27 protein-coding genes and 1 pseudogene are annotated in these 21,085 nt (G+C 31.6%); 20 read left to right on the plus strand and 8 right to left on the minus strand.

Translation table 11 applies throughout. The features are described 5' to 3' along the window. From ACKI32_RS00330 to ACKI32_RS00380, 11 genes and pseudogenes are all read left to right on the plus strand, one after another. Positions 1–89: pseudogene (locus ACKI32_RS00330) on the plus strand (30S ribosomal protein S19e); the annotation flags it as partial. A 23-nt stretch (positions 90–112) separates the two neighbouring features. Further along, complete coding sequence (locus ACKI32_RS00335) at positions 113–469, plus strand: DNA-binding protein (RefSeq protein WP_407412690.1); 357 nt, start codon at positions 113–115, stop codon at positions 467–469. A 5-nt stretch (positions 470–474) separates the two neighbouring features. Beyond that, entirely contained in the window at positions 475–1,059 is a 585-nt protein-coding gene (locus ACKI32_RS00340; protein WP_407412691.1) for a hypothetical protein, read from the plus strand. Between the two features lie 26 nt (positions 1,060–1,085). Then, the gene (locus ACKI32_RS00345; protein WP_004032463.1) at positions 1,086–1,241 is read left to right on the plus strand and encodes a 50S ribosomal protein L39e; all 156 of its coding nucleotides are present in this window, start codon (positions 1,086–1,088) and stop codon (positions 1,239–1,241) included. Positions 1,242–1,253: 12 nt separating this feature from the next. Then, complete coding sequence (locus ACKI32_RS00350) at positions 1,254–1,499, plus strand: 50S ribosomal protein L31e (RefSeq protein ID WP_407412692.1); 246 nt, start codon at positions 1,254–1,256, stop codon at positions 1,497–1,499. A gap of 43 nt (positions 1,500–1,542) precedes the next feature. Next, entirely contained in the window at positions 1,543–2,214 is a 672-nt protein-coding gene (locus tag ACKI32_RS00355; protein WP_407412693.1) for a translation initiation factor IF-6, read from the plus strand. A 24-nt stretch (positions 2,215–2,238) separates the two neighbouring features. Then, positions 2,239–2,463 carry a 50S ribosomal protein L18Ae gene (rpl18a, locus tag ACKI32_RS00360; protein WP_407412694.1) on the plus strand — a complete coding sequence of 75 codons (225 nt, stop codon included), beginning with the start codon at positions 2,239–2,241 and terminating at the stop codon, positions 2,461–2,463. Between the two features lie 19 nt (positions 2,464–2,482). Then, entirely contained in the window at positions 2,483–2,917 is a 435-nt protein-coding gene (gene pfdA, locus ACKI32_RS00365) for a prefoldin subunit alpha (protein WP_407412695.1), read from the plus strand. 138 nt (positions 2,918–3,055) lie between these two features. Next, the gene (ftsY, locus tag ACKI32_RS00370) at positions 3,056–4,405 is read left to right on the plus strand and encodes a signal recognition particle-docking protein FtsY (protein WP_407412696.1); all 1,350 of its coding nucleotides are present in this window, start codon (positions 3,056–3,058) and stop codon (positions 4,403–4,405) included. Between the two features lie 3 nt (positions 4,406–4,408). Further along, entirely contained in the window at positions 4,409–5,473 is a 1,065-nt protein-coding gene (locus ACKI32_RS00375) for a CapA family protein (RefSeq protein WP_407412697.1), read from the plus strand. 411 nt (positions 5,474–5,884) lie between these two features. Further along, complete coding sequence (locus ACKI32_RS00380; RefSeq protein ID WP_407412698.1) at positions 5,885–6,964, plus strand: hypothetical protein; 1,080 nt, start codon at positions 5,885–5,887, stop codon at positions 6,962–6,964. Positions 6,965–6,981: 17 nt separating this feature from the next. Here ACKI32_RS00380 and ACKI32_RS00385 read toward each other — a convergent pair whose 3' ends face one another. Continuing rightward, entirely contained in the window at positions 6,982–7,359 is a 378-nt protein-coding gene (locus ACKI32_RS00385) for a hypothetical protein (RefSeq protein ID WP_407412699.1), read from the minus strand. A gap of 37 nt (positions 7,360–7,396) precedes the next feature. Here ACKI32_RS00385 and ACKI32_RS00390 point away from each other — a divergent pair, with 37 nt between their 5' ends. Then, positions 7,397–8,851 (plus strand): sodium-dependent transporter, encoded by a 1,455-nt coding sequence (locus ACKI32_RS00390; RefSeq protein ID WP_407412700.1) that lies wholly within the window; start codon positions 7,397–7,399, stop codon positions 8,849–8,851. Positions 8,852–9,048: 197 nt separating this feature from the next. On the opposite strand, the gene ACKI32_RS00395 is transcribed toward ACKI32_RS00390, so the two are convergent. Next, the gene (locus ACKI32_RS00395) at positions 9,049–9,264 is read right to left on the minus strand and encodes a hypothetical protein (RefSeq protein WP_407412701.1); all 216 of its coding nucleotides are present in this window, start codon (positions 9,262–9,264) and stop codon (positions 9,049–9,051) included. 272 nt (positions 9,265–9,536) lie between these two features. Here ACKI32_RS00395 and ACKI32_RS00400 point away from each other — a divergent pair, with 272 nt between their 5' ends. The 3 genes from ACKI32_RS00400 (at position 9,537) to ACKI32_RS00410 (ending at position 12,766) form a co-directional block, all read left to right on the plus strand. After that, a complete protein-coding gene (locus ACKI32_RS00400; protein ID WP_407412702.1) occupies positions 9,537–9,998 on the plus strand; it encodes a hypothetical protein in 462 nt (153 codons plus the stop codon). A gap of 152 nt (positions 9,999–10,150) precedes the next feature. After that, positions 10,151–11,632: a hypothetical protein gene (locus ACKI32_RS00405; protein ID WP_407412703.1), complete on the plus strand. Its 1,482-nt coding sequence runs from the start codon at positions 10,151–10,153 to the stop codon at positions 11,630–11,632. Between the two features lie 192 nt (positions 11,633–11,824). Continuing rightward, the gene (locus ACKI32_RS00410; RefSeq protein WP_407412704.1) at positions 11,825–12,766 is read left to right on the plus strand and encodes a hypothetical protein; all 942 of its coding nucleotides are present in this window, start codon (positions 11,825–11,827) and stop codon (positions 12,764–12,766) included. Positions 12,767–12,871: 105 nt separating this feature from the next. On the opposite strand, the gene dmpI is transcribed toward ACKI32_RS00410, so the two are convergent. Continuing rightward, positions 12,872–13,060, minus strand: coding sequence for a 4-oxalocrotonate tautomerase DmpI (gene dmpI, locus ACKI32_RS00415; protein WP_407412705.1), 189 nt, complete (start codon positions 13,058–13,060; stop codon positions 12,872–12,874). Between the two features lie 64 nt (positions 13,061–13,124). On the opposite strand from dmpI, the gene ACKI32_RS00420 reads away from it, so the two are divergent. Continuing rightward, positions 13,125–13,583: a dCTP deaminase domain-containing protein gene (locus ACKI32_RS00420; RefSeq protein ID WP_407412706.1), complete on the plus strand. Its 459-nt coding sequence runs from the start codon at positions 13,125–13,127 to the stop codon at positions 13,581–13,583. Further along, complete coding sequence (locus tag ACKI32_RS00425) at positions 13,580–15,109, plus strand: thiamine pyrophosphate-binding protein (RefSeq protein ID WP_407412707.1); 1,530 nt, start codon at positions 13,580–13,582, stop codon at positions 15,107–15,109. Before ACKI32_RS00420 ends, ACKI32_RS00425 begins: the two co-directional genes overlap by 4 nt. A 5-nt stretch (positions 15,110–15,114) precedes the next feature. Here the strand turns inward: ACKI32_RS00425 and ACKI32_RS00430 are convergent, their stop codons facing one another. The 4 genes from ACKI32_RS00430 to ACKI32_RS00445 all read right to left on the minus strand — a co-directional run bounded on the left by ACKI32_RS00430 (position 15,115) and on the right by ACKI32_RS00445 (position 17,950). Then, positions 15,115–15,372: a hypothetical protein gene (locus ACKI32_RS00430; protein ID WP_407412708.1), complete on the minus strand. Its 258-nt coding sequence runs from the start codon at positions 15,370–15,372 to the stop codon at positions 15,115–15,117. Then, on the minus strand, positions 15,362–15,940 hold the full coding sequence (locus ACKI32_RS00435; protein WP_407412709.1) for a DUF2953 domain-containing protein: 579 nt from the start codon (positions 15,938–15,940) through the stop codon (positions 15,362–15,364). Before ACKI32_RS00435 ends, ACKI32_RS00430 begins: the two co-directional genes overlap by 11 nt. Before the next feature lie 15 nt (positions 15,941–15,955). Next, positions 15,956–16,363 carry a GerW family sporulation protein gene (locus tag ACKI32_RS00440; protein ID WP_407412710.1) on the minus strand — a complete coding sequence of 136 codons (408 nt, stop codon included), beginning with the start codon at positions 16,361–16,363 and terminating at the stop codon, positions 15,956–15,958. Between the two features lie 444 nt (positions 16,364–16,807). Beyond that, positions 16,808–17,950, minus strand: a complete 1,143-nt coding sequence (locus ACKI32_RS00445; protein WP_407412711.1) for a pyridoxal-phosphate-dependent aminotransferase family protein — start codon at positions 17,948–17,950, stop codon at positions 16,808–16,810. 194 nt (positions 17,951–18,144) lie between these two features. Here ACKI32_RS00445 and ACKI32_RS00450 point away from each other — a divergent pair, with 194 nt between their 5' ends. The 3 genes from ACKI32_RS00450 (at position 18,145) to ACKI32_RS00460 (ending at position 20,747) form a co-directional block, all read left to right on the plus strand. After that, the gene (locus ACKI32_RS00450) at positions 18,145–18,816 is read left to right on the plus strand and encodes a YczE/YyaS/YitT family protein (protein ID WP_407412712.1); all 672 of its coding nucleotides are present in this window, start codon (positions 18,145–18,147) and stop codon (positions 18,814–18,816) included. A gap of 66 nt (positions 18,817–18,882) precedes the next feature. Continuing rightward, positions 18,883–19,602 (plus strand): 6-hydroxymethylpterin diphosphokinase MptE-like protein, encoded by a 720-nt coding sequence (locus ACKI32_RS00455; RefSeq protein WP_407412713.1) that lies wholly within the window; start codon positions 18,883–18,885, stop codon positions 19,600–19,602. Between the two features lie 35 nt (positions 19,603–19,637). Further along, a complete protein-coding gene (locus ACKI32_RS00460) occupies positions 19,638–20,747 on the plus strand; it encodes an ORC1-type DNA replication protein (protein WP_407412714.1) in 1,110 nt (369 codons plus the stop codon). A 98-nt stretch (positions 20,748–20,845) separates the two neighbouring features. Here the strand turns inward: ACKI32_RS00460 and ACKI32_RS00465 are convergent, their stop codons facing one another. Continuing rightward, the gene (locus ACKI32_RS00465; RefSeq protein WP_407412715.1) at positions 20,846–21,025 is read right to left on the minus strand and encodes a hypothetical protein; all 180 of its coding nucleotides are present in this window, start codon (positions 21,023–21,025) and stop codon (positions 20,846–20,848) included. Positions 21,026–21,085: the final 60 nt, after the last annotated feature.

Consider the following 21,085-nt stretch of genomic DNA (forward strand, 5'->3'; position numbering starts at 1 on the left):
GAAGAGTTGTTACCCCAGCAGGAAGATCATTCTTAGATAAAATTTCTGCTGAAATCATTAAAGATATTCCTGAACTTGAAAAATACTAATTAATTTATTTGGGGAGTTTGATATGAGCGATTTAGATGAAATTCGTCAAAAAAGGATGGCTGAATTACAAGCTCAACAAGCTGCTATGCAAAATCAAGCACAGCAACAAGCTGCAGCTCAAGCACAACAGCAAGAAGCTCAAGCACAATTTGAAGCTCAGAAAAAACAAATCTTAGCTCAAATTATGACAACTGAAGCTCGTAATAGATTAGCTAACCTCAGATTAACTAAACCAGACCTTGTTAATAATATTGAACTTCAATTAATTCAATCAGCTCAATCTGGAAGTTTAAGAGGTAAAGTAACAGACGAACAATTAAAAGTTCTTTTACGCCAAATTGCTGGCCAAAAAAGAGAAATTAAAATTACAAGGAAATAATGTCAATGAAAGCTGGTGTATTGTATAGTGGAGGCAAAGATTCATCTTTTATGGCGGTCATGCTTAAAAGATTAGGTCTTGATGTCGAATTATGCACTGCAAACTTTGGTGTTTATGATTCATACATTCCAGCTGAAAAATCTGCAAAATCATTAGGATTTAAACATAATGTCTTAAAAATGGATAAAGAGATTTTAAATACAACTTGTGACATGATAATGAAGGATGGATTTCCAAACGATGGAATTAAATTCATTCATGAAAGTGTCGTTGAGGAAATTGCAGGAAAATATGATATTATTGCGGATGGGACAAGAAGAGATGATAGAACTCCAAAATTAAATGTCAATCAAATAAGAAGTCTTGAAGATCGCCATGATGTTCAATACATTAATCTAGACAGCTTTGGTCACAAATCTGTTAAATTAATAACATCTAATTTGTTTGAAATATCTCATGAAAAATCTAACAAGGATAACAGTTCAGATTATGAGGTTGAAATTAGAACATTGATTGATGAGAGGGGTGGAAATTCATTGGATATATTCCCAGAACATTATCAAACTCGCGTTATCGGATATAAAAAATAATTATTATATGTATTACAGGTGAGAAAATGAGTAGAAATAAACCATTAGCTAAAAAATTAAGAATGGCAAAAGCAAACAAACAAAATAGGAGAATTCCAATCTGGGCTTATGCTAAAACTAATCGTAAACTTAGATACAGACCAAAACCTAGACATTGGAGAAGAAACAGTCTTAAATTATAATGAGGGGTTATTATGGAAAGAGTTTACACAATTCCACTTAGAAATGTTAAAAATGTTAAAAGGACCATTAGAGCTCCTAGAGCTATAAGAGAAGTACAAAACTTCTTAACCAAACACATGAAAGCTGAAGAAGTTAAAATTGATGAATCTATCAATCATGCTATTTGGGAAAGAGGTATTCAAAAAATACCTTCTAAAATTACTGTAAAAGCAGTTAAAGATGATGATGGTGTTGTAACAGCTACTTTAGCAGAATAGCTATACTACATTGCCATACTATTGAGTTATGTGAGGTGACAATATGTTAAAAAGAGTAGATATTGTAGGAAATCCGAATGTAGGAGTATTTATCCTTGCAACTGATGATTTAGCTATTGTTCCTTATAATCTTTTGGATGAAAAAATAGAAATTATTAAGGAAACATTAGAAGTTGACGTTGTCAAATCTTCTATTTCTGGATCAAGTCTTATAGGATCTTTAGCCGTAGCAAATTCAAATGGTATCATTGTTTCCCCACATGTTTTGGATAGAGAAATTAAACAGCTTGAAGATTTAGGTTTAAATGTTGCCACTGTTCCAGGCGAATACACTGCGCTCGGTAATATCGTTGCAGCTAACGACAATGGAGCAATTGCAAGTCCATTTTTATCTGATGAGGCAATTGAAATTATTGAAGAGACTTTGGATGTAAACGTTGAATCAACTTCCATGGTTGGAAGCGACATTATAGGTTCTTTGATTCAGGTTACAAACAAGGGATTTTTAATAAGCAAAAATGCTGTTCAATCTGAAGTTAAACTTGCTCAAGAAGTATTTGGTGTTGAAGGAGATATAGGTACTGTTGGAAAAGGTATTCCTTTAGTTGGGGCTTGTTCCATTGCTAATTCAAATGGTGCAATCGTAGCTAAAGATAGTACTGGTCCTGAAATGGCTAGAGTTGAAGAAGCATTAGGCTTTTTAGATGATTTTTAATTAATATATCATGAGGGATTTTATATGATAACAAAAATTTACAGAGTTAAAGGTACTTTTGTAATGGGCGATGAATATCATAAATTTACTAAAGAATACAAAGCTACTTGTGAAGCTGAAATCGAAGAGAAAATCTACGAACGTTTCGGAAGTAAACATGGTATTAACAGGAACCAAATTTCTATTGCAGAAATTGAAGAAATTGCTCCTGAAGATGTTGTTGACCCAATTGTAAAAGAAATTTTATAGACACGTTGTTGGTGTTACTATGGAAGATCAACAAAGATTAAACAATCTTCTTAATGAAATTAATGCATACTCACAACAAGCTGAATTAATCAAACAACAAATTGAATTAATTCAAGCTTCCATTGCTGAAGTTGATGCATTATCCAACACTATTGATGATATCGAAGGTAAAGAATCTATCGAAGCTTTCGTACCTGTAGGTGCAGGATCTTTCATTAAAGGGGAACTTAAAAGCACTGATGAAATTATTGTAAGTATCGGTGCCGGTATTGCTGTTAAAAAAGATGCAGAAGGTGCTCGTGAAATCATTGCTGGGCAAAAAGAAGACTTAAAAGACAGCTTAGATAAAATGTTAGCTAACTTACAACAAGTAAGCGACATTGTAGGCAGTCTTCAAGCTCAAGCTGAGCAAATTGCAGCTGCAGCTCAAGGCAATATGACTCAAATGGGATGATTTTTCCCATTCTATTTTATTTTTTTTGATTTTTATTATAATTCACATTTTTTCTATTTTTAAAGACCTTTTTAAATAATATAACATAGATAAATATTATTAATTAAATTTTTAACTAAACTAAAGGTTGGGTTAATTTTGTTTGAATCATTAAAAAAGAAATTCTCACGTACTAGTGAAAAATTAGAAGAAGAGCTTATTGAAGAAGCTGAAAAAGAAGATAATCTTCAAGAAGAGGAAGGCAGCAGATTTTCATTTTTCTCATTTGGGAAGAAAAAACAAAAAGATGATGTGGAAGATGAATCTAGTTTACTTCCGGAATCTTTAGAAGAAGCTCCTGAAGAATTAGAAGAAACTTCAGATGATAAAATCGATGAATTAGAAGAGGAAGATGATTCTAAAAAAGAAAACAAATCCGGATTCTTAAATAGATTTAGGTCTAGTGATGATTCTAAAGAAGATGAAGAAATTGAAGAAGACGATGAATCTCAAGATGGGGATGTAGAGGAGAAAAAATCTCACTTTTGGAGTAGAAATAAAGATAAATCAAAAGAAGAGGGTTCAGCTGATGGTGAAGCAAGTGGAGGATTGTTCTCATTTGTTCGTGAAAAAACCATTCAGGAAAAGCATGTTGATGATATTCTATTTGAACTTGAAATGGAACTATTGCAAGGAGATGTTGCAATGGAAGTTGCAACTGAAGTTGTTGAAAGTGTAAAAGAAGACCTTGTAGGTAAAAAAATCAAAAGAAGTAATGATATTACTGAATACACATTCATCGCTTTAAGGAATGCAGTTGCAGAAATCATTGATATTCCGGGAAAATCAATGACAGAAATGATTGAAGAGAAAAAAGCAGCTGGTGAACCTTTAGTTGTGATGTTTGTTGGAATCAATGGTACTGGTAAGACAACCACAATCGGTAAGTTAGCTAATTATTATCTCAAAAAAGGTTACACTCCTGTTATCGCCGCTTCAGATACATTCAGGGCAGGTGCTATAGAACAAGTTACCCATCATGCCGATAATGTTGGTGTAAAAATAATTAAGCACCAAAAAGGATCAGATCCGGCAGCTGTTGCATTTGATGCTGTTGAGCATGCAAAGGCACAAGGCAAAGAATTAGTTTTAATTGATACTGCTGGAAGAATGCAAACTAATACCAACCTTATGGATGAAATGAAAAAGATTAAAAGAGTATCTAAACCTGATTTAGTTATTTTCGTTGGTGATGCTTTAACAGGTAACGATGCAACCGAACAGGCTAAAAAATTCAATGAAGCTATTGATATTGACGGCGTAATTTTAACTAAAGCCGATGCTGATAGTAAAGGTGGAGCTTCACTTTCAATTGGTTATGTAATCCAAAAACCAATCATGTTTTTAGGTGTGGGCCAAGGATATGATGACATTAAAGAATATGATGCAGAATGGATGTTAAATCAGTTATTTAGTGATGATGAAGAGGCTGAGGTATTAGAGGAATAGTCAATGAAGATTAATAAAATTCTCATAATATCTCTTATTATTTTAATATTTGTGGGAATTGTAGCCACAATGTTTTCAGAAGGGTTTGTATCAAACGCTCCTCTTGAACCTAAGGAAAACGTTTCAATAGCTGTAACTGGCGACGTAATGTTTGCTCGTAATATGCCTGGTGTTTTGAGTTTAGATTCAAGTCCTTTTAGTGGAGTCAGCAATGTAACTTCAAATGTTGATTTACTGTTGATTAACTTTGAAAATGCTGCTACTTATTCGGATAATGCTTTAAAAGATGATGTTCCGTTAAAGTGCTCTCCAAATTATGTTCCACTAGCAAAGGCAAATAATAATACTGTAGCATCTCTTGCCAATAACCATGCTTTTGATTATGGTATTGAAGGAATGCAGGATACTGTTAAATACTTAAAGGATGCGGGAATAACTCCGATTGGTGCTGGAAATTCACAGGATGAGGCGCAACAAGCGGTTGTTCAAGACATTAACGGGCGTAAAATTACTATTTTAAATTATATGGATGCGGATAATTTTGCAGAATATTCATATGAGGTAATGCCTTATGCAAATGGCTCAAATCCTGGATATTCCGCTTATAACTACGAAGATGCTTCAAAACAGATTTCTCAAAATAATGATTCGGACTTGATAATTGCCTATTTGCACTTTGGTAATGAATATTCTACTTCACCAAATGAAAACCAAGTCAAAATAGCTCATGAATTGATTGATTTGGGAGCAGATGTTGTTATTGGTTCTCATCCTCATGTGCCTCAAGGTATTGAGATGTATAATGGAAAACCGATATTTTACAGTCTTGGAAACTTCATATTTGACCAATCAAATCCGGCCACACATGTTGCATACTTTGTAGAAATTGATTTGGTTGGTGATGTTGGTCAATGCACAGTCTATCCGATATATATTTCCAATTACTTGCCACAGTTTATGGATGCTCAAAGTGGAAGTAACTTATTATCTAATTTATATCCTCAATCTGGTCAATTAGATATTACTGGCGGTGGAATTGGAAAATTGAACTTTAATTTAACTAATTAGCAATTTAAAATTATTTATACTTTTTATTTTTATTCTAAACATTGTTTTGTTTAATGTTTCATTTTTGTTAAATTGCCTATTTTCTTAATTTATATTTAAGTTATTTGAGCTCATTATTAGTAATTTCAACTTAATTGTTCTTTTCTTTTTAATTTTTATATGTTATACATATTTTTTAGTTAAATTAAGCAAATTTAAATCTTTTTAAGTTTTAAAAAGATTTATATAGTGTTTTAGATATAACCATATCTATATTTCATATTCAATGTAAAAACATGAGGTGAAACTATTTCGATAAAAAATAAAACGATAATTCTATCATTTGCATTAATCTTATTTTTATTAATCGGTGCTGTAAGTGCAGATGATATTAATGAAAATACTTTAGACAATTCAACCGAAACACCCACCATGGATATTCAAAACGCTTCATTTAGTAATGTTTCAAAAACAAATTATCTTACTCGAGAGTCTTTTGATGTAACTCTATTAGATGAGAATGGTACTGGACTTGCTAATAAAAGTGTTTACTTTGTAATTAATAAAACTACTTCTGAAGTCAGCACTGATGAAAATGGTACTGCAAAATTTTCATTAAACAACATGACTAAAGGAACATATACAATCAAATATATTTTTAATGAAACAGGATATAATCCAATTAAAGGTTCTAAAAAGATATTGGTGCTTACAAAGACCACATCCACTATTAAGGGGTCTGATATTAAAATCTATGCGGGAATTAAACACGCTTTCAAAGTCACTTTAAAAGCAGATGGCATGGCTCTTTCAGGACGCATTGTCACCTTCAAGGTTAATAAGAAAACATACAATGTCAAAACCAATTCTAATGGACAAGCATCTATAACTCTTTATTTATCCAAGGGTAAGTACACGGTCAAGTATTCATATGGGGGTGAAGAAAATATTAAATCTTCATCATCAAAGGCTACTGTAAATGTTGTGTATCATAAAAATCCATATAAAACTAAATATAGGCATGTGTACATTGATGCTGATGGAGGATTTTCCAAATCTTTCTTAAATGCCGTTGCTAAAAAACTCCGTAAGGCTGGTTGGAAAGTAACTGTTTATGGAATCGGGCCTGGACAACACAGTATAAATTATAAAAAAGTTAAAGGTGGAGTTTACATGCCATTTTATAATGGATTATGTGCAGGTACAATTAAAGAGATGGCTGCATCTTATTATGGTGGAGTAATTAAATCTAAAGGGTCAGTTCTTGCACCATCATGGTATACTAAAGAATGGACATCAGAAACCATGAAACAATATCGTACCGATATTTCTAAAATTAAATATTTAAAGAGAGCTTGGGATGATAATTTCAGCCCTAAAAGCTTTAAAGGAATAAAAAACCCGGCAAAATTCATGACTGATAATAAAGTGAAGTACACTGTTGCAGACACTATTGATAAAATTGTTGACCAATTCCTTCATGGGGGTTGGGATGCTTATAGTAAGTTATAGCCATTTGGCATATAACTTTACCATTTCCTTTTTGATAAGGCTCTAAGCCTCTTTTTTTCTATATTTTTCTTTTTATCTGATTGATATTGCTTTTTTTGGCGATTGGTTGTTGTCTCATTGTTTCTCATTATTGTTACAAGGTCAATTGAGTTGCCACTACAACCCATTAGAACTCTGATTTCCTTATAATCTTTATTTTCGGGAGCTTTGAATACTGCAGCATAGGTATTGCCTTCAACACGTTCCCAGCTTATTGGTTCTTCATTCATAAGGCAGTCTACAACATATTGTCTTGATATTCCATTGTCTTGGAGTCTTTCTATGAAATGACGATTCTCAAAGCACCAATCTATGCTTGATGTATCTCCCATTAAAAATTTGTCAAACACGTTCATTACAATTTTATATGTATGGAATAATATAAATAATAATATGAGTCAACAAGCACAATGGGATTCATCGGTTGCATTTATTTTTGCTATGATTGGAGCCGCTGTTGGTCTTGGTAACATTTGGCGTTTTAGCTATGTACTATATTCTAATGGTGGAGGATCATTTTTCATTCCGTACTTTATAGCAATAGCTATTATGGGAATTCCTTTTTTAATATTAGAATATGGTGTGGGATTTTCTTTTAAGGAATCCTTTTCAAAAATTATGCAGAAAATCAAGCCCAAGTTTGAGATTATTGCTTGGATTCTGGTTTTGTTTGTATTTATTGTTGTAATTTATTATATGGTAATTTTAAGTTGGGATTTAGTCTATTTGTTAAGTAGTTTTACATTTAGCTGGGGAACTGATGCTGCAGCTTACTTTACTCAGACCGTTGGTGGAAGTTCTAATTTATCTAATGCAGGATTTTTATTATTGCCAACAACTGTCTGTGTTTTATTGCTTTGGATTGTTTTATGGTTTATTTCACATAAAAATGTGGATGAAGGTATTGGTAAAGTTTCAAAGATTCTTATTCCGGCTTTATTTGTTATAATGGGCATTATTGTAATTTATGCATTGACTTTGCCTGGTGCTAGCATTGGTATTGACACATTACTTACTCCTAAATGGGAAATGCTTTTAAATATTAATATTTGGCTTGCAGCATTTGCACAAATTATTTTCTCTTTAAGTATGGGCCAGGCTATTGCACTTACATATGCCAGTTATTTGCCTGAAAACTCAAAATTAATAGATAATGTTTTAATTGTTGTTGCATCCAACTCCGCTTTTGAAATATTCACCGCATTTGGTGTATTTTCAATATTGGGTTATATGTCTGCAACTGCCGGAACACCAATGGTTCAGTTAATTACTGAGGGTACTGGATTAATATTTGTTGTTTTCCCTATGATTTTCAATATTATGGGTCCAATAGGAAGAGTTTTAGCTCCAATGTTATTCTTAGCTATTTTATTTGCAGGGATTACTTCAGCACTCGGATTTTTCGAACCGATGTTAAGTTCAACATCTGCTAAACTCGGTTGGTCAAGAAAAAAAACTGCAACTGTCTTATCTGTAATCGGTTGTGTATTTTCCTTAATTTTAACAACTGGTATTAGTAGTTATTTGGTTGGAATCATCGACTCATTTGTAAATCAATTTGGAATTCTACTTTTAATTGGTATTCAATGTATAATATTCGCATGGTTCTATGGTGTTGAACATTTTATTCCAGCTTTAAACCAATATTCTACCTTTAAAGTTGGTAAAACTTGGAAATTTATTATTAAATACTTATTACCAATTGTTTTAATAATAATGTGGGCTATTGGTATTGTTAAACTATTTTCAAGTGCAGAAAGCTTTGAAATAATGGTTGATTTAATTATCATTATTGCGGTTATGGCATTTGCATTTATTTTGACAAAAATTAAACCTAGTGGTGAGTGATTGTCCACTCACTATTTTAAATCTTTTTTTTGAAATTTAGACTCATATTGTTCTCTTAATTTTAATTAATTTAATGACTAAATATATTAATTTTAATCTTGTTTACCTTATAATAATTAATGCTATTTTTTATAATTTGGATAGATAATCAATAATTACAGATTGTTCATCTGGTAATCTACATATCAACATGAAAATTAGTAAGTTTTGTATGCATCATAACCTGCATATAGTCTGTATAGGGTATTAATCACATGGCCTAATGGATTGTTTAAAAAATAGTACATGGTTAAATTCAATAAAACAACTATTATAAATAGAATCAATCCTTTTTTCTTATATCCATTAATTGCCTGGCCAAGACCGGGAATTATAAATGATAATACTGCATTTGTTAGTGCATTTGTGTCCATTTTATCACTTATTTGTGTTTTAAGTCTAAAGGAATAAATCCTTTAGAACTTAAACTAAAAATATTTTTTAGTATATAACACGGGAGTGTGTTATAATTAATATTATAATTATGATTTATTTAAACATTTAGTTATTTGAAAATTAGATTTTATTAATTTTGATGATGTTTCCTTGTCTAAATAGGGGATAAGATTATTAATTCATACCAGTAACTATATTTTAAATCAAAAACATACAATTAATTAACTCAATTTATAAAGGGGAGATACAATTGAATAAGAAGATATTGTTTACATTGTCTTTGGTAATTTTGGCAGTTTTTGCAATAGGATCTGTATCCGCATTGGATTTGAATTTTTTATCCGGAAGCAGTGAGGAAATCGTAACTATCGATGGTATTGATTTTAAAATTCCAGATGGATTTAAAGAAGATGCTGATGAAGAAGTGATTAATGAATCTAATGTGCAAGGTGGCGTTACTTATTTAACTAATAGTAAACTCTTTGAAAAAGATGATACTGTAATGGTAATACTTGTTGCGGATTATGGAGAATATGAAGTCACTGATGAAATTGCAAAAGAAGTAGGTGGAGATGCTACAACTATTAATGGTGTTGATGGTTATCTCAAAGAAGATAATTTCTTTTACGTATTCAATTATGCAAAAAATGACAAATTAGTTGTGTTATCTACAAATGATAAAGACATAATTGGAGATTTTATAGTAGCTTAAAAATTTAAGCTATTTTTCAATTTTTTTTCCTATTTGCTATTTTTTTTATAACTTTTTTTACACGTTTAAGTTGAAATTTTTTCATTAAAGAACATTATATATACAATGTTTAATAGATATAATATTAATTTAAATCATAAGGGGTTATTATTTTGAAATTTAATAAAATTATAGTAGTTGCGTTATTACTTCTTGCTATTTTAACAATAGGTGCGGTTAGCGCTTCAGATAATTTAGATAGTGATGACTCGTCTTATGTCTCTACAGTTGATGGTGATGTTGTTAGCGACGTCGATGACGATGACGATTGGTCGGATGATGATGACTGGGACGACGATGATGACGATGACGATGATTGGGATGATGATGACTGGGACGACGATGACGATGATGACGATGATTGGGATGATGATGACTGGGACGACGATGACGATGATGACGATGATTGGGATGATGATGACTGGGACGACGATGACGATGATGATGAAGAGTTAGATGATGAAGAAAACGTCAAAAAGAACATACATGTTTTCAGTGATATTGAAAGTGAAAATGTATATTTCGAGGATGGCGATACAATCATTGCTTATCTAAAAAATTTACAACCTAATGCTGTAGGTAACTTTTCAATCTATGAATATGATGATTTACTTGCAACAACTCTCATAACTGACAAAACAAGTTTTAAATTATCCGATTTAAATTTCACTTCCGATATAGTCGGGACTCATGAATTTATTGCAAAATATCATGATGGTCAATATGTTTATAAAAAAACATTTTATGTAACTTTCATTGATTATAAAATAATTGCTCCAACTAGTGATGTTTCTTTTGGAAATAATGCAATATTTAGTCTTTATCTACCAAAGGATGTTAATGGTATAATTGAAGTTGAAGAAGATGGTGAATATCTAGGTTCATTTGATGTTATTGACGGTTTTGCTAAAATTACTCTAAAGAACTTGTTATTAGGATTCCATGAAATAGAATTCTTTTTTGATGATGACTCATATTATATGAATGATGTTTCTTCAGTAGTAATTTCTCCGAAAAAAGTTACAACCGTTCCTAAATCTTATGTTGGTATAGATAACTTCATAACTGTTTCATTACCTAACGATGCGGAAGGTATATTGACTGTTGCTGTACGTAATCTAAAAACTGGTAAAATTACAGAACTTGATTATGAATATAGTGGGGGTAAAGCAGGAATGCCTGCATCTAAATTGGCCTGCGGTGATTATGCAATTGTTGATTATTACATTGAAGATTATGAATATGGATCATTCTTCTATGAAGATATGCCGAATTATGTTGAAGGAGGAATCATTGCTAAATTCAGCGTTTATAATCCTAAATTGACTTTAAAAACAGTCAAAGTTAAAAGATCTGCAAGATTATTAGTATTAACTGCAATTTTGGGAAAAACCAATGGTAAATATCCCGCAAAAAAACAAATAGTTTTCAAATTTGCAGGTAAAACCTTTAAGGCTAAAACCAATGCCAAAGGTGTTGCTAAAGTCACTGTTAAAAATACCATTTTGAGTAAGCTCAAAGTTGGTCAAAAAATTAAATACCAAGCAACATTTTCTAAAATAACTGTTAAAAAGGTAGCTAAAGTTGTTAAATAGGAAGTTCATACTTCCTTAATTTCTCTTTTTTTGTATTCTGTTATAATAATTTATTTTTCTATTTTTTACAAAGTAAAATCAATATTGAAGTCTTTAAAACGGTTTAATTTATATATAATTAATTATAAATTAATTATTAGAAAATTAAATGGTAATTATTATTTGGATTCTAATAGCGTGTTAGAGGGTAATATGAACAAAAAATACATTCGGGAAAAGAAAAACACTTATGATATAGTTAAGAACCATAGGGTGATGGCTAAAGTATCCAATCTGGATGATGCTATTTTTGTAAGGGATTTATTAATAGAAAATAATTGGAATTTAGATAATTTTCCACATATCATTCAAAATGATGATGATTATTTAGTTTTAGCCGTAATTGATGATAAATTACATTTACTTGCTAAATATAGGTCAAAACCAGATGATGAGACTATAAAAAAGCTTATTAAAAAATATCGCAGAAATCCAAATAACTCTAAATATGGTCTCAATATTATGAATTATTTTGACACATTCATAATTAAAAAACAGATTTTTGGCGAGGAGATTATTTTTGGATATTATGACAATTTAAAAGATGCCGAATTTGTTCGAAATTTCCTTTTAGACAATCAATGGAATGTCAACAAATTTTCAGAAGTCATGTTTGATGATGAAACCAATACATACAAGGTTATCAGTGTCATTGATGATGCAGTGTATGTCTTAGATTCATTTGACTTAAAAGAGGAAATCAATATTGATAAAGTTCATGAAGAGTTTTTAGCTAAGATTTCAAAACATAAATATGGTTTAGGAACTTATCATCATCTGGATTTATTAACCGATAGAATTGAAGAGTTAGAATTAAAATTCGGTGTTAAAACAAAGGATGAAAATTGGTCTTTTAAAAATCTAAATAACAGCTCATCAGCTTTAAACGAGATTATTTTCAACATGACTCCATTTCAAAAGGCAATCTATGATGTTATTTTCTCAAAAACAACACTTGATGAAATTGAACATGCATTAGTCAGGTATAAAACTAAAAATTTTAGAGAAAAAATCGTTAAAAACTTAAATGAGCTTATTGAGTTAAAATTAGTTGTACAGATTGGTGATGAAACCTACAAGAAAACAAATTTTTAAGTATTATTAAATATTAATATTAACTTGTATTTGTTCAACAAATACAAAGTTCTTTTTTGGTTTGAACTTTTAGGGGAGTTTAGTCATATCTCCCCTTATTAGTGTTTATTTTCTATCGCTTAGAAGTTCACCAGCAACACCAATGCTTTCTTTTGGATATGCTTGAACTAATACGGTTATAGCATCAATTGGCAAGTCATATGCCTCAGCTACCACTTCAGATACTTTTTTTACCATTTCTCTTTTCTTTTCTATTTTGATTCCGTCATTTCCAGCTATTGTTATTACAGGCATTTAATCACCAATTAAAATATATTTATTATTGATTATAAATAAATTATTAAATGGATTTGATAAAATGCTCGGCGAAAAAAAACTTGTAGAGTTATTTCCAGATTTTGCTGATTTAGTACAGCCTTCTGGAATAGATTTGGAATTAGATAAAATTTATATCCAAAAAAGCGCAGGATCACTTATTGATAATGAAAAAAACCTGCCGGAACTTGAAGAAATGGAAGGGGATGTGTATACTTTAAAACCACATACTGCATATCTGGCAAGTATTAAACGTAAAGTTAAAATACCAAAGGGTTACACAATGCTTTATCTTCCAAGATCAACTCTTTTGAGGTCTTTTGTTTCTGTTCAAACTGCTGTTGGGGATCCTGGATTTTATGGGACATTAATGTTCATGATTTACAATCATGGCGAATTTGAATATAAAATCAAATCAGGGGATAGAATTGCTCAGGCAGTTGTATTTCCAGTTGAAGGCTCTGGTGAATACAATGGGTCTTACCAAGAGGTGGAAGAGTGAATGTAGCTGATGGTATTGTTAAAATCCTTGAAGAAGAGGAAATTGAAACAGTTTTTGGAATTCCTGGCGAGCAAATAATGCCTCTTTACAAGGCTCTATCAAATTCTAATATTAATCATGTCCTAACAAGGCATGAGCAGGCGGCAGCTCATGGTGCTGATGGGTATTTTAGGTCAAGCGGTAAAATCGGTGTTTGTATTGCAACTGCTTCACCAGGTGCTTTAAACTTTACAATGGCCGTAGCAACTGCTTTTAAAGATAATATTCCACTTTTAATTTTGACTGGTGATAACGATTTGGAATTTAGAGGCACTGACTATTTTCAGTCAACACCTCAGGTTGATATTTTTAAGCACATTACAAAGGCATCTTATAATCCATTAAATGGTACTGAAGCAATGTATATGTTAAGGGCAGCCATTTATGAGCTTAAAACAATTCCTAAAGGTCCAATTCACATTAATTTATCAAAAGATGTTCTGCTTCAAGAAGATTTCGATGACTTTGATTTGTGTTACTTATGTGAAGACGATTTATCTAACATTAGCAAAGCTCAAGATTTGATTGATAAATCTGAAAAACCGTTATTTGTACTGGGTGCTGGTGCAATAACACAAAAAGACAGCATTAAAATGATTGTGGATACGTATAAAATACCAGTTACCACCACATTTCATGCCAAAGGAATCATTTCTGAAGTTGACGATTTAAACTTGGGATTGGTCGGGATTCGCTCAACACCAAGGGCCAAATATGCAATTGAAAATGCTGATTGTGTAATTGCACTTGGAATAAAGGCCAGTGAGAGAACATTGCCGCGTATACCGGATAATTTGATACATGTTAATATCAACAAAGATGTTTTGGTGGGAAACAGTACAATTCATGGTAAAGTTGAAGACTTTTTATCTGAAATCACGTTTAAAGAATATGGTTGGATGGGTGAAATCTTAGAAATAGATAATGATATCGAAATTGAAGGTCTTGATGATGATTTCAAACCACAAGCAGCAATTAAAAGGATTTTAGATAAATTTGATGATAATATTGTTGTTTCTGATGCTGGAAGTCACACTACCTGGACAACACTCTTAAAAAAATCATTAAAACCAAGACAACTTTTGTTTTCAGGTGCAATGGCTCCAATGGGCTATGGGCTACCGGCAGCTATTGGTGCAGGCATTGCAACAGGCGAAAAAATTATTCTAATTAATGGAGACGGCGATATTCAAATGAATATTCAGGAGTTGGCCACTTTAAAAGAGAATAATTTAGATGTCATTGTATTTATTTTGAATAATTCTGAATTTGGTATTATTCGCCAATGGCAGGAAGAGATTTATGATATGGATCCTTATCAAATTAAACTTGAAAATCCTAATTTTGTTAAATTGGCTTCAAGCTATGGAATTGATGCTGTTAGAGTCGATTCTATAAAAGATTTGGAATTAATTTTAGATAAAGATTTAACCGGTCCGTTAGTTGTTGAAGTTGTTGTGGAAAGTGAAAACATTCCTCTTCCGTAATGACATTATTTTAGATATTTAACATATTCTCGAACGACATCGCTGATAGAAACATTTCTATCTAGGGGGGCGAAGTAATATTCATTGTTTTCTTCATAAATTATACCCACAGGGGTCAATGAATTCGAACTGAGCCTTTTTTTTATTATTGTTGCATCATTTTTAAAAACAAAAGTTAGTCCATAGAGTTTTTTGAATTGATATTCGATATCTCTTTCTATTTCAAAGGCATCATAAACAAGTTCTTTTATTTTATCTTCCATTTTTAACACCTTTGATGAATAATCTCACTTCTTTTTTTGATATTAACTTAATTATTGATGGAGTCAATTTTAAAAGATTTATGTCAAGTTCATTGTCCCCTTTAATATCAAAAACACTTCCGTTAAATGACGGTTCAGCACTTAACATTGCATTTTTATGAGCGCTATTTACAATTGAAAGCAATCCCCAAATGTAACCTATATATTTTCCTGTATCTGCATAGGAGTCAAGACCAAAAATTAAATGGTTTTCAAGTTTTACAACATTAATGCATTTCACAAATGATTGTAGAAATTCTTTAAAGTATCCCAGGCAAGGTTTCATTAATTCAAAAATCTTTTGGCCATCTCGTTCTTTTTCTTTTTCCTCATCTTTATCATCATCTTTATCCGGTTTTGGATAAGTAGATGAGTAAACCTTGATTTTTTTAAAAATAAGTATTTTTAAACATCCTTTTAGTTTAGAATCTTTTTTTTCATAAATTAGAGTGATTCTAACTCCGAAATAAAGTAAAACAATAATAAATAAGATGATTATTAAAATAATCATTCCCAGGATGTTTAACATATAGTAATTCCTATATTATTCTTCGCCAGTTGTAGTAAATTCAGGTTCAATGTATTCTGATTCGTCGTATTCCTCTTTTTGTGATCCTATATAATCTTTTATTAAATCACTTATGATTAATCCTAAATCAGATAATGCTTTGTTTGTTTCGCTTCCTTTACTTAAATCAAGTACACGAACTCCTTCAGCATCATTTCCTTTTTTAGGAATCAATACCATGGATATTGGTTCTACTCCAGCTCCGGCTCCTGTTGCGTCACTTTTTTCGTTACCTAATATGTTTTCACCGGCTCCAAATCCTAATCCCATTCTCATTACTGGTATTAAGATTTTATCTTCGGTTTCAATTGGAGTACCAATTACATTATCCACATTGATGAGTTTACGTAATTCTTCAACTGTTGTTTTTATATTTTCTGCCATAGTTTCACATCCTATGATTGATGTATTATATTTTGTTTTATTATATTAAATAATTTTTTAATACTATTTTTATCAATATTTTTAAATCGAGTAATACTTTTCTTAGTTTTTAAACATATATTTCAAGTGTAACTTTTTTGTTATAACTTGCAATTGTACTAAGTTAGAGGTGCATTTCAAGTGTATGTTTTTTGTTATAAGTTATACATTTTAACTTGAGAGGTGCATTTCAAGTGTAACTTCAAACTTATAACTTCTAATATGTAAAAAATATATTACTTATAACTTATCATGAAAAAATTTTATCACGTAAAAAATAGTTTACTTATAAGTTATACTCAAAAATAGCTATGTAAAAAATATATTACTTATAACTTATTAGCCTAAACTTTCAAAAAATTATAACTTATAACAAATAAATTCAAAAAAAATAATAAGACAGAATCATAAGTATGATTCTGCAATAGATGCTACACCAGCACCAGCTTCTTCAATTACACCTAAACCTTTTAAGGTCATACCGATTGCGGCAAAAGTTTGGGTTAATTCTTTGTAGGAGATATTTCCCATGTGTCCAATTCTGAAAATGTTTCCTTTCAAGTGGTCTTGTCCACCAGCCAATTCAACACCATACTTGTCACGGGTGGTTCCTCTAAAGTCGGAATCTGTAATTCCTTCAGGCATTTTTACAGCTGTTACTGTTGCAGATGATACTTTTTCATCAGCAAATAATTCAAGACCTAATGCTTTAACTGCATCTACACTAGCTTTAGCTGCTTTGTGGTGGCGTGCAACTCTGTTTTCAAGTCCTTCTTCCATAACCATCTTTAAAGCTTCATTCATTGCGTAAGTAAGGGAAACAGATGGAGTGTATGGAGTTTCAGGTGGGACTTTGTCTCCACTTTTTCTTACAGCTTTCATATCTAAATAAAAAGTATTGGTTTCAACTTTGTCAACTGCGGCCCATGCATCATCGCTTAAGGTAATAGCAGCCATTCCAGGTGGTGCTGCTAAACATTTTTGTGATCCGGTAAGACAAACGTCAATGCCGAATTTTTCAACATCCACATAATCCCCTCCAAGGGATGATACGGTATCTACGATGTATAAAGCATCATAATTTTTCATTACTTTACCGATTTCTTCGATAGGTGCAGCCACACCAGTAGAAGTTTCATTGTGGATCACGCTAACTGCTTTAATATCTTCATCAGCTTCAAGAGCTTCTTCGATAGCTTCAGGTGTTACTGCAGTTCCCCATTCAACTGCTAATTCTTGGGTTTCGATTCCATGAGTATTTGCGATTTTCATGAAACGTTCTCCGAATTTTCCACCTACGACATTTAACATTTTTTCGCCAGGAGCTACAGTATTAGCAATACCTGCTTCCATAGCAGCAGTTCCAGATCCAGTTAATAAATAAGAATTGTTTGGGGTTTGGAAAACTTTACTCATTAATTCAGTTGTTTCAGTTAATATTTCACCATATTGAGCGCTTCTGTGGTTTACAACAGCTTTGGACATTGCATTGAGAACTCTAGGATGTACTGTTGTTGGTCCAGGAAGCATTAATAAAATATCTTTCATTACATTCCTCCAATTATAACAATTAGCTAAATTTCAAGCTATATATATTTTTTACATTCATACTTATTAAATATTTTTAATGCTATTTTTATTCATATTTTGCCATAATTTTAATGTACATTTTAGGTCATTGTTTAGGAATATAACTTATTTTTCGTCATTGTTTAAATACTAGTGAATATAAACAATCTAGTATGCAATTCAGTGGCGAAGAGTTAACATTTAAAAGAATCTGCCAATTTGTCGTTGGTCTGTTTATAATGTCAATAGGTGTGGCATTTTCAATAGTATCAACACTTGGAACAACACCAATAAGTTCTCTTGCTTATGCTTTAACTTTAATAACCCATATTAATATTGGAATGACAACTTTTATTTTTAATGCTGCTTTGATATTAATCCAATTTCTGATTTTACGCTCCAAATTTGAGAAAAAAAGATTATTGCAGCTGATTAATTGTGTTCTGTTTGGATATTTCACTGATTTGGCGCTATATCTGGTATCATTTTTACCGTTTGATGGGTCTTTAGTGATGGGTGTATTGTTTTTGGCACTTAGTATAGTTTTACTTGCACTTGGAATATTCATTTACATGCCTGCCAACATTGCACCGCTTCCAGGCGAAGGTTGTGTTGAAGCAATCGCAATCGTTACAAATTTGAGGTTTTCAACAGTTAAAATAATTTTTGATGCCACAGTAGTGACAATAGCCCTAATACTTTGTGGATTGTGGTATACAAATGTATTTGGTGCTGTTTATGTTGGAACAGTCATTTCTGCATTTTTCATCGGATACACCCTAAGACAAATTGCAAATCTCTACAAACACATTACAGGCCATGAAATTAATGTTGTCAATCAATGAATGCTAATTTTCATCATAAATTATTTAAAAAATAAACTGCTTATTTTAATATAGTGAGGTTTAAATATGGAATTTGGACTTTGGGAAAAATATTACAAAGAGATTCTTGATGATTTTGGCTTTTCAAGACCGGGTGATGAAGCATCAGCAAAACTATTGGATGAAATTTTATCAACTGAAGGTTGCCTTACATTGGATGAACTGGGAGAAATCGTTGGGTTTTCAAGTAAATTCATCGTGTTTGGTGCAGGACCTTCCCTAAAAGAACATGTTCAATTATTAAAAGAGGATTATGATTTAAAGGAATATGTTTTGGTTGCAGCTGACGGCGCAACAACAGCATTAATTGAAGAAAGATTATCTCCAGACATTATTGCAACTGATTTGGATGGAAACCTTGATGACATTTTAATTGCAAATTTAAGGGGAGCAAATATTGTAATTCATGCACATGGAGACAACATTGATAAAATTGCAAGTTTAACCCCATATTTCACAAGTGTTTTGGGAACAACACAAGCACAGCCTGTAGGAAACCTTTACAACTTTGGAGGTTTTACAGACGGTGACAGAGCACTCTTTTTGGCGGTTGCACTTGGAGCAGAAGAGATTATTTTGGCCGGAATGGACTTTGGTGATATTGTAACTAAATATTCCAGACCAAATCTTGAAAAAGATTTAAGTGAGGCTGATGAGTTTAAAAAGAAAAAATTAATGTATGCTGAGAAGTTTACCCAATGGATAAAAGACAATGAATCAGTTAATATGATTAATTTGTTGGATTAAAAAAAATAAATATTAGTTTAAATATAATAGATATTATGGGAATTGAAGATATTTTAATGTATGATGAAAGCCTTTTTCAAAACATAAATGCTTTTGATCCTGATTATGTACCTCCGAACTATAACTTCAGGGATACTCAAATGGAAGCTATGGCAATAGCAATAAGGCCGGCTATAAGGGGAGGTCAACCATCAAATGCGGTTGTTTTGGGGTCACCGGCAACAGGAAAGACTACTGCGATTAAAAAAGTTTTTGAACATGTTGAAAAAAGCACAGAGAAGGTTGTATGTGTTTATATCAATTGTCAAATTCACACAACACGTTTTGGAATTTTTTCACAAGTCTTCAAAAAGTTATTTGGACATATTCCTCCCGAAACAGGAGTGCCATTTGCAAGAATATATGATCAAATCATGCATGAACTTCAAAAAAACAACAAATCCCTAGTTATTGCATTGGATGATATCAATTATTTGTTCCAATCTAAAAACGCTAACAAGGTCGTTTATGATATCTTAAGAGCATATGAAGAATATCCTGGAGTTAGAACAGGTATTTTTGCAATATTGTCCGATTTAGAATTTAGATATTCTTTTGATAAAAACGTAAATACTGTGTTTATTCCTCAAGAAATCAATTTCCCATTATATACATACGCAGAAATTGAAAATATCTTACGTGATAGGGCAAAAGCAGGATTTTTCCCTGGCGTTTTGCCAGATGATATTTTAGAGCAAGTTGCAATGTACACATTAGAAAACGGTGATTTAAGAACTGGAATTAACCTTTTAAAATCCTGCGGTAATGTTGCTGAAGCTTCAGCAAGTCGTGAAATTACACAGGAACACTTTAATAAGGCCGTTGACTCTTTAATTTCAATCAACATTTCTCAAACTATCGATTCACTAAGTGATATAGAAAAAGATTTGCTAAAAATAATAGTCGATTTTGATGATGTTTGTATGGCAGGCGAGTTATCCGATAAATTCACTGAAAAAACTGGGGCTAGTAAGGGGTCATTTTCAAGAGCATTGGAAAAATTAGAATTTGTAAGATTAATAGATACCAAATTTACAGGAAAAGGGGTTAGGGGAAACTCTAGGGAAATTATATTGCGTTTTAACCCCGATGACTATGTCATTTAATTCCTGCAATCATTAGTTAACATTAGATTAATTGCATGGTAAGCTTGTAATCTAATGTAGAGATAGGGTTTGGTATTTTTTAAAACAAATTAATCCATTTAAATAATGTATGGATTTTGCGCTGCTACAACAGAAATAACAGATAAAAGTAATGCTGCTATTACAACAAGCATTACCATGCAAGATTGAACATCTATTCCGCTATATATAATTTCGTCTTTTATTGAAGTCTTTTTTCTTAAATCAGCTTTTAAAGTGGTGTCATTATTTCTCATCATATCAATCACTATATTTAAAATTGTTAAAAGTCTAATATAAACAAAGAGTGAGAGAGCATT

The sequence above is a fragment of the Methanobrevibacter sp. genome, from assembly GCF_045611865.1.
In the GTDB taxonomy this organism is placed as follows: Archaea; Methanobacteriota; Methanobacteria; order Methanobacteriales; family Methanobacteriaceae; genus Methanocatella.

Coding starts and splice junctions, on each gene's coding strand:
- ACKI32_RS00335 (WP_407412690.1), top strand. CDS start 113: ATGAGCGATTTAGATGAAATTCGTCAAAAAAGGATGGCTGAATTACAA.
- ACKI32_RS00340 (WP_407412691.1), top strand. CDS start 475: ATGAAAGCTGGTGTATTGTATAGTGGAGGCAAAGATTCATCTTTTATG.
- ACKI32_RS00345 (WP_004032463.1), top strand. CDS start 1,086: ATGAGTAGAAATAAACCATTAGCTAAAAAATTAAGAATGGCAAAAGCA.
- ACKI32_RS00350 (WP_407412692.1), top strand. CDS start 1,254: ATGGAAAGAGTTTACACAATTCCACTTAGAAATGTTAAAAATGTTAAA.
- ACKI32_RS00355 (WP_407412693.1), top strand. CDS start 1,543: ATGTTAAAAAGAGTAGATATTGTAGGAAATCCGAATGTAGGAGTATTT.
- rpl18a (WP_407412694.1), top strand. CDS start 2,239: ATGATAACAAAAATTTACAGAGTTAAAGGTACTTTTGTAATGGGCGAT.
- pfdA (WP_407412695.1), top strand. CDS start 2,483: ATGGAAGATCAACAAAGATTAAACAATCTTCTTAATGAAATTAATGCA.
- ACKI32_RS00375 (WP_407412697.1), top strand. CDS start 4,409: ATGAAGATTAATAAAATTCTCATAATATCTCTTATTATTTTAATATTT.
- ACKI32_RS00380 (WP_407412698.1), top strand. CDS start 5,885: ATGGATATTCAAAACGCTTCATTTAGTAATGTTTCAAAAACAAATTAT.
- ACKI32_RS00385 (WP_407412699.1), bottom strand. CDS start 7,359: ATGAACGTGTTTGACAAATTTTTAATGGGAGATACATCAAGCATAGAT.
- ACKI32_RS00390 (WP_407412700.1), top strand. CDS start 7,397: ATGAGTCAACAAGCACAATGGGATTCATCGGTTGCATTTATTTTTGCT.
- ACKI32_RS00395 (WP_407412701.1), bottom strand. CDS start 9,264: ATGGACACAAATGCACTAACAAATGCAGTATTATCATTTATAATTCCC.
- ACKI32_RS00410 (WP_407412704.1), top strand. CDS start 11,825: ATGAACAAAAAATACATTCGGGAAAAGAAAAACACTTATGATATAGTT.
- dmpI (WP_407412705.1), bottom strand. CDS start 13,060: ATGCCTGTAATAACAATAGCTGGAAATGACGGAATCAAAATAGAAAAG.
- ACKI32_RS00420 (WP_407412706.1), top strand. CDS start 13,125: ATGCTCGGCGAAAAAAAACTTGTAGAGTTATTTCCAGATTTTGCTGAT.
- ACKI32_RS00430 (WP_407412708.1), bottom strand. CDS start 15,372: ATGGAAGATAAAATAAAAGAACTTGTTTATGATGCCTTTGAAATAGAA.
- ACKI32_RS00435 (WP_407412709.1), bottom strand. CDS start 15,940: ATGTTAAACATCCTGGGAATGATTATTTTAATAATCATCTTATTTATT.
- ACKI32_RS00440 (WP_407412710.1), bottom strand. CDS start 16,363: ATGGCAGAAAATATAAAAACAACAGTTGAAGAATTACGTAAACTCATC.
- ACKI32_RS00445 (WP_407412711.1), bottom strand. CDS start 17,950: ATGAAAGATATTTTATTAATGCTTCCTGGACCAACAACAGTACATCCT.
- ACKI32_RS00450 (WP_407412712.1), top strand. CDS start 18,145: ATGCAATTCAGTGGCGAAGAGTTAACATTTAAAAGAATCTGCCAATTT.
- ACKI32_RS00455 (WP_407412713.1), top strand. CDS start 18,883: ATGGAATTTGGACTTTGGGAAAAATATTACAAAGAGATTCTTGATGAT.
- ACKI32_RS00460 (WP_407412714.1), top strand. CDS start 19,638: ATGGGAATTGAAGATATTTTAATGTATGATGAAAGCCTTTTTCAAAAC.
- ACKI32_RS00465 (WP_407412715.1), bottom strand. CDS start 21,025: ATGATGAGAAATAATGACACCACTTTAAAAGCTGATTTAAGAAAAAAG.